The following is a 13,074-nucleotide window of genomic DNA, read 5'->3' on the forward strand; positions in this document are numbered from 1 at the left end:
CCCATGTTCGACACAGTGCTCGTGGCCAACCGGGGCGAGATCGCCGTCCGCGTGATCCGTACGCTCCGCGCGCTGGGCGTGCGCTCGGTGGCCGTCTTCTCCGACGCGGACGCCGACGCACGCCATGTGCGCGAGGCCGACACGGCGGTGCGCATCGGCCCGGCCCCGGCGGCCGAGAGCTATCTGTCGGTGGAGCGGCTGCTGGACGCCGCCGCCCGCACCGGCGCCCGGGCCGTCCACCCCGGCTACGGCTTCCTCGCGGAGAACGCCGGCTTCGCGCGCGCGTGCGCCGACGCCGGGCTGGTCTTCATCGGGCCGCCCGCCGACGCCATCTCCCTGATGGGCGACAAGATCCGCGCCAAGGAGACGGTGAAGGCGGCCGGCGTCCCGGTCGTCCCCGGCGGCCGCGATCCCGAACTGGCCGCGGCGGCCCGTGAGTTGGGTGCGCCGGTGCTGCTCAAGCCCTCGGCCGGCGGTGGCGGCAAGGGCATGCGCCTGGTGCGGGACCTCGCCGCCCTGGACGAGGAGATCGCCGCGGCCCGCCGCGAGGCCCGCGCCTCCTTCGGCGACGACACGCTCCTCGTCGAGCGATGGGTGGACCGCCCCCGGCACATCGAGATCCAGGTCCTGGCCGACGCCCATGGGAACGTGGTGCATCTGGGCGAGCGCGAGTGCTCCCTGCAGCGCCGCCACCAGAAGCTCGTCGAGGAGGCGCCGAGCGTCCTGCTCGACGAGGCCACCCGCAAGGCGATGGGCGAGGCGGCCGTGCAGGCGGCCCGCTCCTGCGGCTACCGCGGCGCGGGCACGGTGGAGTTCATCGTGCCGGGCGGCGATCCGTCCTCGTACTACTTCATGGAGATGAACACCCGCCTCCAGGTCGAGCACCCGGTCACCGAGCTGGTCACCGGCCTGGATCTGGTGGAGTGGCAGCTGCGGGTGGCGGCGGGCGAGCCGCTGGCGTTCACGCAGGACGACGTCCGGCTCACCGGGCACGCGGTGGAGGCCCGTATCTGCGCCGAGACCGTGTCCGTGAAGGAGGGCGCGCGCGGGTTCCTGCCGTCGGGCGGCACAGTCCTGAGGCTGCGCGAGCCCGGGGGCGACGGCGTCCGCACCGACTCCGGGCTCAGCGAGGGCACCGAGGTCGGCAGTCTCTACGACCCGATGCTGTCCAAGGTGATCGCCCACGGTCCGGACCGGGAGACGGCGCTTCGGAAGCTGCGGGCGGCCCTCGCGGAGACGGTGACGCTGGGCGTGCCGACCAACGCCGGGTTCCTGCGCCGTCTGCTGGCCCATCCGGCGGTCGTGGCGGGCGAGTTGGACACCGGCCTGGTGGAGCGCGAGATGGACGGCCTGGTCCCCACCGACGTACCGGACGAGGTGTACGAGGCGGCGGCGGCCGTGCGCGGGCAGGCGCTGCAGCCGAGCGCGGAGGGCTGGCAGGACCCCTTCTCCGTGCCGAGCGGGTGGCGCATGGGCGGGTCGCCCAAGCCCCTCGCCTTCGACCTGCGCGTGCCGGGGTTCGAGCCGGTCGAGCACGTCGCGCGCGGCGCCCACACCGTCACCGACGACGAGGTGGCGGTCACCCTCGACGGGGTGCGCCACACCTTCCACCGCGCCGCCGACTGGATCGGCCGCGACGGCGACGCCTGGCACGTGCGCGACCACGACCCGGTCGCCGCGTCCCTCACGCGCGCGGGGCACGCCGGCGCCGACTCGCTGACCGCGCCCATGCCGGGCACGGTCACCGTGGTGAAGGTCGCCGTCGGGGACGAGGTGAGCGCCGGTCAGAGTCTGCTGGTCGTCGAGGCGATGAAGATGGAGCACGTCATCTCCGCCCCGCACGCCGGCACGGTCGCCGAACTGGACGTGGCGCCGGGCACGACGGTCGCCATGGACCAGGTGCTGGCCGTGATCGCACCGCACGAGGAGGCGGAGAAATGACCGTGCAGCACCTCCCCATGACCGTCGGGGCCCAGGGCCTGCCCGCCCGGGTGCGCATCCACGAGGTCGGCGCCCGCGACGGCCTGCAGAACGAGAAGGGCACGGTCCCGACGCAGGTGAAGGCGGAGTTCATCCACCGCCTGGCCGACGCGGGCCTGACGAGGATCGAGGCGACGAGCTTCGTGCACCCCAAGTGGGTGCCCCAACTCGCCGATGCCGAGCAGCTGTTCCCGCTCGTGGCCGGCCTGCCGGTCGAGCTGCCCGTCCTGGTGCCCAACCGGCGGGGCCTGGACCGCGCCCTCGCCCTCGGCGCCCGCCGGGTCGCCGTCTTCGCCAGCGCCACCGAGTCCTTCGCCAAGGCCAACCTCAACCGCACGGTCGAGGAGTCGCTGGCCGTGTTCGACCCGGTGGTCCGGCACGCCAAGGACGAGGGCGCCCACGTCCGCGGCTATGTGTCCATGTGCTTCGGCGACCCCTGGGAGGGCCCGGTCCCGTTGCGTCAGGTCGCCCGCGTCTGCACGGCGCTGATGGACATGGGCTGCGACGAGCTGAGCCTCGGCGACACCATCGGCGTCGCCACCCCGGGCCATGTGCGCGCACTGCTCTCGCTCCTCAACGAGGAGGGCGTGGCGACCGATGCCATCGGCGTCCACTTCCACGACACCTACGGCCAGGCACTGGCCAACACCTACGCCGCCCTGGAGCACGGCGTCACCACGGTCGACGCCTCCGCGGGCGGCCTCGGCGGCTGCCCGTTCGCCAAGTCGGCCACCGGCAATCTCGCCACCGAGGACCTCGTGTGGATGCTGCAGGGTCTCGGCATCGACACCGGAGTCGACCTCGGCCGTCTCGTCGCCACCAGCGCCTGGATGGCCGACCAACTGGGCCGACCCAGCCCGTCCCGCACCGTCAAAGCCCTGTCCCACAAGGACAGCGAGGCCGACCAGGCCGCCGAGGCCACTGAGGAGCAGTGACCGTCATGGACTTCCGTCTCTCCCCCGAGCTCGAAGAACTCCGCCGCACCGTCGAGGCGTTCGCGCACGACGTGGTGGCGCCCAAGATCGGCGAGTTCTACGAGCACCACGAGTTCCCCTACGAGATCGTCCGCGAGATGGGCCGCATGGGCCTGTTCGGACTGCCGTTCCCCGAGGAGTACGGCGGCATGGGCGGCGACTATCTGGCGCTCGGCGTCGCGCTGGAGGAGCTGGCCCGCGTCGACTCCTCGGTGGCCATCACCCTGGAGGCCGGTGTCTCGCTGGGCGCCATGCCGATCCATCTCTTCGGCACCGAGGAGCAGAAGCGCACGTGGCTGCCGCGGCTGTGCGCGGGTGAGATGCTCGGCGCGTTCGGCCTCACCGAGCCCGACGGCGGCTCGGACGCGGGCGCGACCCGCACCACGGCCGCTCTCGACGAGTCGACGGGCGAATGGGTGATCAACGGCACCAAGTGCTTCATCACCAACTCCGGCACGGACATCACGGGCCTGGTCACGGTCACCGCGGTCACCGGCCGCAAGCCGGACGGCAAGCCGCTGATCTCGTCGATCATCGTCCCGTCCGGCACACCCGGCTTCACGGTGACGGCGCCGTATTCGAAGGTGGGCTGGAACGCCTCGGACACCCGCGAGCTGTCCTTCCAGGACGTGCGGGTCCCCGCTGCCAACCTCCTCGGTGAACAGGGCCGGGGCTACGCCCAGTTCCTGCGGATCCTGGACGAGGGCCGTGTCGCCATCGCCGCCCTCGCGACCGGTCTCGCGCAGGGCTGTGTGGACGAGTCGGTGAAGTACGCCAAGGAGCGGCACGCCTTCGGCCGGCCCATCGGCGCCAACCAGGCCATCCAGTTCAAGATCGCCGACATGGAGATGAAGGCCCACACGGCCCGTCTGGCGTGGCGCGACGCGGCCGCCCGGCTGGTGAGCGGCGCCCCCTTCAAGAAGGAGGCCGCCCTCGCCAAGCTGCACTCCTCCACCGTCGCCGTCGACAACGCCCGGGACGCCACCCAGATCCACGGCGGCTACGGCTTCATGAACGAGTACCCGGTGGCCCGTATGTGGCGCGACTCCAAGATCCTGGAGATCGGCGAGGGCACGAGCGAGGTGCAACGGATGCTGATCGCCCGGGAGTTGGGCCTGGCGGGCTGAGACCCGAGCCGGACCTGACGGGCTGGGGCCGGCCGTGGAGACGCAGCTCACAGGCCGGCCGGGGAAACGGGCGCGGAACGCCCCCACCCCTGGACATCGACTGAGGTTAGGCTAACCTACGTTCGACTTGTCCGGCGGGCGTTCCGCCCCGTTCGAAAGCAGCCACACCATGTCCAACGCCAGAGCCACCCATCTCACCCGACGCGGCATCCTGGCCGCCGGCGGCGCCCTCGGCCTCGGTGCCGCGCTGGCCGCCTGCGGGGACGACGACGCGAAAAGCGGCGGCTCCGACGCGACGACGGCCGCCAAGTCCGGCCCCTGGTCCTTCAAGGACGACCGCGGCAAGACGGTGAAGCTCGACGAGACGCCCAAGAACATCGTCGCGTTCACCGGTGTCGCCGCAGCCCTCTACGACTACGGCATCGGCGTCAAGGGCGTGTTCGGCCCCACGAAGACCAAGGACGGCAAGCCCGACGTCCAGGCCGGCGACATGGACATCAGCAAGGTCACGATCCTCGGCAACGTCTGGGACCAGTTCAACGTCGAGAAGTACGCGGCCCTCGCGCCCGACGTGCTCATCAGCACGATGTTCGACGGCGCCGGCACCCTCTGGTACGTCCCCGAGGCCTCCAAGGACAAGATCGCCCAGCTGGCCCCCAGCGTCGGCATCTCCGTCTACGACCGCCAGCTGACCGAGCCGCTGCAGCGCATGTGGGCGCTGGCCGAGTCGCTCGGGGCGAACATGAAGGCAGCGAAGGTCACCGACGCCAAGAAGAGGTTCGAGGAGGCCGCCGCCCGGCTGCGCAAGGCCGCGAAGGCCAAGCCGGAGATCAAGGTGATGGCCGCCTCCGCCGCCGACACCCTCTTCTACGTCTCCGGCACCAACCTCTCCATCGACCTGGAGTACTTCAAGGCGCTCGGCGTGAACTTCGTCGAGCCCCCGGAGAAGGCGAAGGCCAAGGGCGGCGGCTGGTACGAGTCGCTGAGCTGGGAGAACGTCGACAAGTACCCGGCGGACATCATCATGATGGACGACCGCACCTCGGCGATCCAGCCGGCCGACATCACCAAGCCGACGTGGAAGAAGCTGCCGGCGGTGAAGGCGGGGCAGGTCATTTCGCGCTCTCCCGAGCCGATCCTGTCCTACGACAAGTGCACGCCCCTTCTCACGAGCCTTGCCGAGGCGCTGGAGAAGGCGAAGAAAGTCAGCTGACAGTTCGGGTTGTGGGTGAGTGCGGGTCCGTCGCGGCTGGTCGCGCAGTTCCTCGCGCCCCTGAGGCATGTATTCCCTGACGTCGTTTCAGGAGTTCCCTATGACTACGGCCGTTGCCGTCCCGTTCCGGTTTTTCGCCCTGCAGGTTGTACGGGCTCGGCGGCTCGGGCCGTCTCTGGTCCGGGTGACCTTTGCGGGGGAGGATCTGCGGTACTTCCAGTCCGACGGGTGTGACCAGTCCCTGTCGCTCTTCCTGCCTCACCCGGGCCAGAGCGAGCCCGCGGTGCCGTATGAACTCGGTGACGGCTGGTGGCAGGCCTGGCGTGAACTGCCGGACGGTGTACGGGCGGTGATGCGCTCGTACACGCTGCGGGCGCTGCGGCGCGACCCCGACGAGATCGACATCGACTTCGTGCTGCACACCCCGGCGGGACCCGCCTCGTCCTGGGCCGCGCGGGCCTGCGCGGGTGACCGTGTCGTCCTGCTGGGTCCCGCCCTCGCGGACAACCGCGCGATCCGCTTCCGGCCGCCGGCCGACACCGATCTGACGCTGATCTGGGGCGACGAGACCGCCGTACCGGCCGTCTCGGCCATCCTCGAAGCACTGCCGCCCGACGCCCGCGCCCGGGTCTGGCTGGAGGTGCGGGACCCCGGCGACATCCAGGATCTGATGACCGCGGCCGACGCCGAGATCACCTGGCTGGTCCGGGACAGGAGCGCCGTCGAGGGGTCCCCCATGGCCCTCGACGCCCTGCGCGAGGCCCAACTGCCCGACGCACAGCGCCCGTACGCCTGGATCGCGGGCGAGAGCGGGATGGTGAAGCAGCTGCGCCGGCATCTCGTCGGTGAACGCGGGATCGACCGCAGGCGGGTGACCTTCGTCGGGTACTGGCGGCGCGGCATGACCGAGGAACAGCTGCGCGAGACCGCGTAGCACCCCTGCGACCGAAGTGATCACAGTCACGGCCGAGGCTGGTCTTCGTTCGCGTTACTTAGGTTAGGCTAACCTAAGTAACGCGCCAGCGAAGTTGCAGCCCCACCGGAGGACATCCCCCATGCGCTCGCACCTGCTCAATGACACGACCGCGGAGCAGTACCGCCGTTCCGTGACCGAAGGCGTCGAGCGGGTGGCCGCCAAACTCGGCGCCACCAGGCGTCCGTTCACCGGCGTCACGGTCGACGCCCTCGCGCCGCGCATCGAGCGGATCGACCTCGACCGGCCGCTGCACGACACCACCGCCGTGCTCGACGAGCTGGAGGAGGTCTACCTCCGCGACGCGATCTACTTCCACCACCCCCGCTATCTCGCCCACCTCAACTGCCCGGTCGTCATCCCGGCGGTGCTCGGCGAGGCCGTCCTGTCCGCCGTCAACTCCTCCCTCGACACCTGGGACCAGTCGGCCGGCGGCACCCTGATCGAGCGCAGGCTCATCGACTGGACCGCCGCCCGGATCGGCCTCGGCGAGAACGCCGACGGTGTGTTCACCTCCGGCGGTACGCAGTCCAATCTGCAGGCACTGCTGCTGGCGCGCGAGGAGGCCAAGACCGACACCCTGGCCAAACTGCGCGTCTTCGCCTCCGAGGTGAGCCACTTCAGCGTGAAGAAGTCCGCGAAGCTGCTCGGCCTCGGCCAGGACGCGGTGGTCCCGATACCCGTCGACCACGACAAGCGGATGCAGACCGTCGCCCTCGCCCGTGAGCTGGAGCGCTGCCGGAAGGACGGCCTGGTGCCGATGGCCGTCGTCGCCACCGCGGGCACCACCGACTTCGGCTCCATCGACCCGCTGCCCGAGATCGCCGAGTTGTGCGCCCAGTACGGCACCTGGCTGCACGTCGACGCGGCCTACGGCTGCGGGCTGCTCGCCTCGTTGAAGTACCGCGACCGCATCGACGGCATCGAACGCGCCGACTCGGTCACCGTCGACTACCACAAGTCCTTCTTCCAGCCGGTGAGTTCGTCCGCCGTACTGGTCCGCGACGCCTCCACCCTGCGCCACGCCACCTACCACGCCGAGTACCTCAACCCGCGCCGCATGGTCACCGAGCGCATCCCCAACCAGGTCGACAAGTCCCTGCAGACCACCCGCCGCTTCGACGCCCTCAAGCTGTGGATGACGCTGCGGGTGATGGGCGCCGACGGCATCGGCGAACTCTTCGACCAGGTCTGCGACCTGGCGTCCGACGGCTGGCGGATGCTCGCCGCCGACCCGCGCTTCGACGTCGTCGTCGAGCCCACGCTCTCCACCCTCGTCTTCCGCCACATCCCGGCCGCCGTCACCGACCCGGCCGAGATCGACCGCGCCAACCTCTACGCCCGCAAGGCCCTGTTCGCCTCAGGCGACGCCGTGGTCGCGGGCACCAAGGTGGGCGGCCGCCACTATCTGAAGTTCACCCTGCTCAACCCCGAGACCACGACGGCCGACATCGCCGCCGTCCTCGATCTGATCGCCGGCCACGCCGAGCAGTACCTGGGAGACTCCCTTGACCGCGCGTCCTGAACACCCGACCACCACCTACGACTTCGTGGGGATCGGGCTCGGCCCGTTCAACCTCGGCCTGGCCTGTCTGACCGAGCCGATCGCCGAACTCGACGGCCTCTTCCTGGAGTCGAAGCCCGACTTCGAGTGGCACGCCGGCATGTTCCTGGACGGCGCCCATCTGCAGACCCCGTTCATGTCGGACCTGGTCACCCTCGCCGACCCGACGTCGCCGTACTCCTTCCTCAACTATCTGAAGGAGAAGGGCCGGCTGTACTCGTTCTACATCCGCGAGAACTTCTATCCGCTGCGGGTCGAGTACGACGACTACTGCCGCTGGGCGGCGAACCGGCTGAGCAGTGTCCGCTTCGGCACGACGGTCACCGAGGTGACCTACGAGGACGGTCACTACCTCGTGCACACGGCGGCCGGTGACGTCCACCGCGCCCGGCACCTCGTCCTCGGCACCGGGACGGTGCCCTTCGTGCCCGAGCCGTGCCGGGGCCTTGCCGGCGGCCTCTTCCACAACTCCCAGTACATGCACCGCAAGGACGAGCTCCGCTCGAAGAAGTCGATCACCGTCGTGGGCAGCGGCCAGAGCGCCGCCGAGATCTACCACGAGCTGCTCGCCGAGATCGACGTCCACGGCTACCAGCTCAACTGGGTCACCCGCTCACCGCGGTTCTTCCCGCTGGAGTACACCAAACTGACCCTGGAGATGACCTCCCCGGACTACATCGACTACTTCCGTGCGCTGCCCGAGGAGACCCGCTACCGGCTGGAGAAGCAGCAGAAGGGCCTCTTCAAGGGCATCAACTCCGACCTCATCGACGCGATCTACGACCTGCTGTACCAGAAGAACGTCGAGAGCGCCGGGCGGCCCGTGCCCACCCGGCTGCTGACCAACTCCTCCCTGGTGAGCGCCCGTTGGACCGACGGCGCCTACCAGCTCGGCTTCCACCAGGACGAGCAGGACAAGGAGTTCGAGATCCGCACGGAGGGCCTCGTCCTCGCCACCGGCTACCACTACGAGCCCCCGGCCTTCCTCGCCCCCGTGAAGGACCGGCTGCGTCTCGACGGCCACGGCCGCTTCGACGTGGGCCGCAACTACGCCGTCGACGTCACCGGCCGCGGCGTCTTCCTGCAGAACGCCGGCGTGCACACCCACAGCATCACCAGCCCCGACCTGGGCATGGGCGCGTACCGCAACAGCTACATCATCCGCGAGCTGCTCGGCGCCGAGTACTACCCGGTCGAGAAGAGCATCGCGTTCCAGGAGTTCGCCGTATGACGTTCACGTTCCGCCCGCTCGATCCCCTCAAGGACGCCGAGCTGCTGCACGGCTGGGTCACCCACCCCAAGGCGGCCTTCTGGATGATGCAGGACGCGCGACTGCAGGACGTCGAGCGCGAGTACATGCGCATCGCGGCGCACGAGCACCACCACGCGTACCTCGGCCTGCTGGGCGGCGAACCGGCCTTCCTGATGGAGCAGTACGACCCCCGGTACGTCGAACTGGTCGGCCTGTACGAGCCGCAGCCCGGCGACGTCGGCATGCACTTCCTGACCCCCGCGACCGACACCCCCGTGCACGGGTTCACCAGGTCCGTGATCACGGCCGTCATGGCCCGCCTCTTCGAGGACCCCGCGGTACGCCGTGTCGTCGTCGAGCCGGACGTCGCCAACAAGGCCGTGCACGCCCTCAACGAAGCCGTCGGCTTCGTGCCCGAGCGCGAGATCCAGAAGCCGGAGAAGAAGGCGCTGCTCAGCTTCTGCACGCGTGAACAGTTCTTCGCCGCCACAGGAGCCGCCGTATGACTCTGTCCGACGCCGTAGCGCATCTGTCCCCCCACCGCTGGGCGCGGGCCAACCGCCTCCTGATCCGCAAGGCACTCGCCGAGTTCGCCCACGAGCGGCTGATCACGCCGCAGACCGACGGCGGCGGCGCGTACGTCGTCCACAGCGACGACGGCCTGACCCGCTACACCTTCACAGCCGTGCTCCGCGCGCTCGACCACTGGCAGGTCGACGCCGACTCGATCACCCGCCACCGCGACGGCACCGAAGTCCCCCTCGACGCCCTGGACTTCTTCATCGAGCTGCAGAAGTCGCTCGGCCTGAGCGACGAGGTGCTGCCGGTCTATCTGGAGGAGATCTCCTCCACCCTCTCCGGCATCTGCTACAAGCTCACCAAGCCGCAGATCCCGGCCGCGGAGCTCGCCCGCTCCGGCTTCCAGGACATCGAGACCGGCATGACCGAGGGCCACCCCTGCTTCGTGGCCAACAACGGACGGCTCGGCTTCGGCGTCCACGAGTACCTCTCCTACGCGCCCGAGACCGCGAGCCCGGTGCGCCTGGTGTGGCTGGCCGCGCACCGCTCGCGCGCCGCGTTCACCGCGGGCGCCGGCATCGAGTACGAGTCCTTCGTACGCGAGGAGTTGGGCGAGGCGACCGTCGAGCGCTTCCACGGCGTGCTGCGGGCGCAGGACCTGGACCCGGCCGACTATCTCCTGATCCCCGTCCACCCCTGGCAGTGGTGGAACAAGCTCACCGTCACCTTCGCCGCCGAGGTCGCGCGCCGGCACCTGGTGTGCCTGGGCGAGGGCGACGACGAGTATCTGGCCCAGCAGTCCATCCGTACCTTCTTCAACCGCTCGCACCCCGAGAAGCACTATGTGAAGACGGCCCTGTCCGTCCTCAACATGGGCTTCATGCGCGGACTTTCGGCCGCCTACATGGAGGCCACCCCCGCCATCAACGACTGGCTGGCCCAGCTCATCGAGGGCGACCCGGTCCTGAGAGCGACCCGCCTGACGATCATCCGCGAGCGCGCCGCCGTCGGCTACCGGCACCTGGAGTACGAGAAGGCGACGGACCGCTACTCGCCGTACCGCAAGATGCTCGCCGCCCTGTGGCGCGAGAGCCCGGTCGCCTCCCTCAAGGACGGCGAGTCCCTGGCCACCATGGCCTCGCTCGTCCATGTCGACCACGAGGGCGCGTCCTTCGCGGGCGCCCTGATCGAGCAGTCGGGCCTCACGCCGACGCAGTGGCTGCGGCACTATCTGCGCGCCTACCTCACCCCGCTGCTGCACAGCTTCTACGCCTACGACCTGGTGTTCATGCCGCACGGCGAGAACGTGATCCTGGTGCTGAAGGACGGCGTCGTCCAGCGCGCGGTCTTCAAGGACATCGCGGAGGAGATCGCCGTCATGGACCCGGACGCGGTGCTGCCGCCGGCGGTCGAGCGGCTGCGCGTGGGGGTCCCCGAGGACAAGAAGCTGCTGTCGCTCTTCACGGACGTCTTCGACTGCTTCTTCCGCTTCCTGGCCGCCAATCTCGCGGCCGAGGGGATCCTTATGGAGGACGACTTCTGGCGTACGGTCGCCGAGGTCATCCGGGAGTACCAGCAGTCGGTGCCCGAACTCGCCGAGAAGTTCGAGCGGTACGACCTGTTCGCCCCCCGGTTCGCGCTGTCGTGTCTCAACCGGCTGCAGCTGCGCAACAACCGGCAGATGGTCGACCTGGCCGATCCGGCGGGCGCCCTCCAGCTGATCGGAACCCTCAGTAATCCCGTCGCGGGGTTCTGATCACCGCGGCGGGCGCCCCCGGAGTACGGTCCTCCGGGGGCGCCCGTCGACGCCCTAGGGGCGCGGGGAACTGCGCGACCAGCCCCCACCGGCGGTCAGACGAATCACCAAGGCACCTGCGGCGATCGGTAGTACCTGATCCCCAGCGCCTCCCACCGCGAAGCCTGCGCAGCAAGCCGCACCTTGTAGGCGTCCCAGTCGTGCGTGGACGCGGGCGACCAGCCGAGCTCCGCGGCACCGGGCAGCCGCGGGAAGGCCATGAAGTCGATGTCGGCGTTCGTCCGGATCGTCTCGGTCCACAGCGGCGCCTCGACGCCCATGACGGCCGAACCGGGCGCTCCGGCAAGGTAGGTGCCCGGATCCCAGTCGTACGACCGCTGCACCTCGACCAGCCCGGCCCAGTCCTGGCCGAGCGGGGTGTCCTCGGTGTACTTCATGTCGAGGTAGAGCCGGTCGGCGGGCGAGAAGATCAGCCGCGTGCCGTTCCGCGCGGCCTGGGCGACCTGTGCCTTCTCCGCCGCGTCGGTGTCGTCCAGGCCCCAGTACTGCGCGATCGCGCCCTTGACCGGGTGCGCGCCGGTCAGCTGGTGCCAGCCGATCACCGTCTTGCCGTACTTCGCGACGACGGGCTGCACCCGGTCCATGAACGTGACGTAGTCCTCGTGGCTGGTGGAGTGCGCCTCGTCGCCGCCGATGTGCAGATAGCGGCCCGGGGTGATCGCGGCCAGCTCACGGATCACGTCGTCCACGAAGTCGTAGGTGACCTCCTTGCCCGCGCACAGCGAGCTGAAGCCGACCTCGGTGCCGGTGTAGAGCGGGGGCGCCTTGCCGTCGCAGTTCAGCTCCGCGTACGAGGCGAGGGCCGCGTTGGTGTGGCCCGGCATGTCGATCTCGGGGACGACCTCCAGATAGCGGGAGGCGGCGTACCGGACGATCTCCTGGTAGTCGGCCTTGGTGTAGTAACCGCCCTTGCCGCCGCCGACCTGTGTCGAGCCGCCGTAGGTCGCGAGCCGTGGCCAGGAGTCGATCGCGATGCGCCAGCCCTGGTCGTCGCTGAGGTGCAGATGCAGCTTGTTGATCTTGTAGAGGGCCAACTCGTCGATGTAGTGCTTGACTTGCCCGACGGTGAAGAAGTGGCGGGAGACGTCGAGCATCGCACCGCGGTAGGCGTAGCGCGGGCTGTCCTTGACGGTGCCGCCCGCCACGAGCCACGGACCGGGCTGCACGGAGTCCTTCTCCACGGCCGCCGGGAGCAGCTGGCGCAGGGTCTGCACGCCGTGGAAGAGGCCGGCGGGCTCGGCGGCGGTGATGGTGACGCCCTTGCCGCCGCTGTCGAGCCGGTAGCCCTCGGCGCCGAACGGCCCCTTGGCCAGCCGCAGTTGGATGCCACCACCGCCGTGCGCGGTGACGGGCAGCCGGTAGCCGGTGGACGGCCGCAGGACCCCGGCGAGGTACTCGCCGACCCGTCGGGCCGCGGGCGAGCCGGCCACGCGGATGCGGGTGTCGCGGGTGATGCGGTACGGGGCTGCGCCCGGGGTGACCGACGCGGGTGCCGGGATCACCCGGTCGAGCGGGGTCGCCTTCGCCGGTGGCGCCGGAGCCGCGCCGACGGTGAAGACGCCGGCCGCCGCGACGAGCAGCAACGATCCGAGGACACGGGCCATACGGGGAGTCGTTCTGTGGTGCTGTCTCACATGCGCTCCCTTCGACGGGTAC

General features: G+C 70.1%; 10 protein-coding genes. 9 read left to right on the forward strand and 1 reads right to left on the reverse strand.

Annotated elements, in window-relative coordinates:
* Positions 1–3: 3 nt before the first annotated feature.
* The 9 genes from MQN93_RS06460 (at position 4) to MQN93_RS06500 (ending at position 11,358) form a co-directional block, all read left to right on the forward strand.
* Complete coding sequence (locus tag MQN93_RS06460) at positions 4–1,941, forward strand: acetyl/propionyl/methylcrotonyl-CoA carboxylase subunit alpha (RefSeq protein WP_242708691.1); 1,938 nt, start codon at positions 4–6, stop codon at positions 1,939–1,941.
* Positions 1,938–2,915, forward strand: coding sequence for a hydroxymethylglutaryl-CoA lyase (locus tag MQN93_RS06465; RefSeq protein ID WP_242708692.1), 978 nt, complete (start codon positions 1,938–1,940; stop codon positions 2,913–2,915). Before MQN93_RS06460 ends, MQN93_RS06465 begins: the two co-directional genes overlap by 4 nt.
* A gap of 5 nt (positions 2,916–2,920) precedes the next feature.
* A complete protein-coding gene (locus MQN93_RS06470) occupies positions 2,921–4,081 on the forward strand; it encodes an acyl-CoA dehydrogenase family protein (RefSeq protein ID WP_242708693.1) in 1,161 nt (386 codons plus the stop codon).
* Positions 4,082–4,250: 169 nt separating this feature from the next.
* On the forward strand, positions 4,251–5,294 hold the full coding sequence (locus MQN93_RS06475; protein ID WP_242708694.1) for an ABC transporter substrate-binding protein: 1,044 nt from the start codon (positions 4,251–4,253) through the stop codon (positions 5,292–5,294).
* A gap of 100 nt (positions 5,295–5,394) precedes the next feature.
* Complete coding sequence (locus MQN93_RS06480; protein WP_242708695.1) at positions 5,395–6,228, forward strand: siderophore-interacting protein; 834 nt, start codon at positions 5,395–5,397, stop codon at positions 6,226–6,228.
* 121 nt (positions 6,229–6,349) lie between these two features.
* Positions 6,350–7,792: a lysine decarboxylase DesA gene (gene desA, locus MQN93_RS06485; RefSeq protein WP_242708696.1), complete on the forward strand. Its 1,443-nt coding sequence runs from the start codon at positions 6,350–6,352 to the stop codon at positions 7,790–7,792.
* Positions 7,776–9,062, forward strand: a complete 1,287-nt coding sequence (locus MQN93_RS06490) for a lysine N(6)-hydroxylase/L-ornithine N(5)-oxygenase family protein (RefSeq protein WP_242708697.1) — start codon at positions 7,776–7,778, stop codon at positions 9,060–9,062. The genes desA and MQN93_RS06490 overlap by 17 nt, the downstream gene beginning before the upstream one ends.
* On the forward strand, positions 9,059–9,589 hold the full coding sequence (locus MQN93_RS06495; protein ID WP_242708698.1) for a GNAT family N-acetyltransferase: 531 nt from the start codon (positions 9,059–9,061) through the stop codon (positions 9,587–9,589). Before MQN93_RS06490 ends, MQN93_RS06495 begins: the two co-directional genes overlap by 4 nt.
* Entirely contained in the window at positions 9,586–11,358 is a 1,773-nt protein-coding gene (locus tag MQN93_RS06500; protein WP_242708699.1) for an IucA/IucC family protein, read from the forward strand. The genes MQN93_RS06495 and MQN93_RS06500 overlap by 4 nt, the downstream gene beginning before the upstream one ends.
* A 104-nt stretch (positions 11,359–11,462) precedes the next feature.
* On the opposite strand, the gene MQN93_RS06505 is transcribed toward MQN93_RS06500, so the two are convergent.
* Positions 11,463–13,052 (reverse strand): beta-N-acetylhexosaminidase, encoded by a 1,590-nt coding sequence (locus tag MQN93_RS06505; RefSeq protein ID WP_372504295.1) that lies wholly within the window; start codon positions 13,050–13,052, stop codon positions 11,463–11,465.
* Positions 13,053–13,074: the final 22 nt, after the last annotated feature.

Origin of the sequence: Streptomyces spinosisporus, assembly GCF_022698145.1 — a bacterium.
GTDB lineage: Bacteria > Actinomycetota > Actinomycetes > Streptomycetales > Streptomycetaceae > Streptomyces > Streptomyces spinosisporus.

What these genes read in the sequence shown, in the direction of transcription:
- MQN93_RS06460 (WP_242708691.1), top strand. Translation starts at nt 4, where the DNA reads ATGTTCGACACAGTGCTCGTGGCCAACCGGGGCGAGATCGCCGTCCGC.
- MQN93_RS06465 (WP_242708692.1), top strand. Translation starts at nt 1,938, where the DNA reads ATGACCGTGCAGCACCTCCCCATGACCGTCGGGGCCCAGGGCCTGCCC.
- desA (WP_242708696.1), top strand. Translation starts at nt 6,350, where the DNA reads ATGCGCTCGCACCTGCTCAATGACACGACCGCGGAGCAGTACCGCCGT.
- MQN93_RS06470 (WP_242708693.1), top strand. Translation starts at nt 2,921, where the DNA reads ATGGACTTCCGTCTCTCCCCCGAGCTCGAAGAACTCCGCCGCACCGTC.
- MQN93_RS06495 (WP_242708698.1), top strand. Translation starts at nt 9,059, where the DNA reads ATGACGTTCACGTTCCGCCCGCTCGATCCCCTCAAGGACGCCGAGCTG.
- MQN93_RS06480 (WP_242708695.1), top strand. Translation starts at nt 5,395, where the DNA reads ATGACTACGGCCGTTGCCGTCCCGTTCCGGTTTTTCGCCCTGCAGGTT.
- MQN93_RS06475 (WP_242708694.1), top strand. Translation starts at nt 4,251, where the DNA reads ATGTCCAACGCCAGAGCCACCCATCTCACCCGACGCGGCATCCTGGCC.
- MQN93_RS06500 (WP_242708699.1), top strand. Translation starts at nt 9,586, where the DNA reads ATGACTCTGTCCGACGCCGTAGCGCATCTGTCCCCCCACCGCTGGGCG.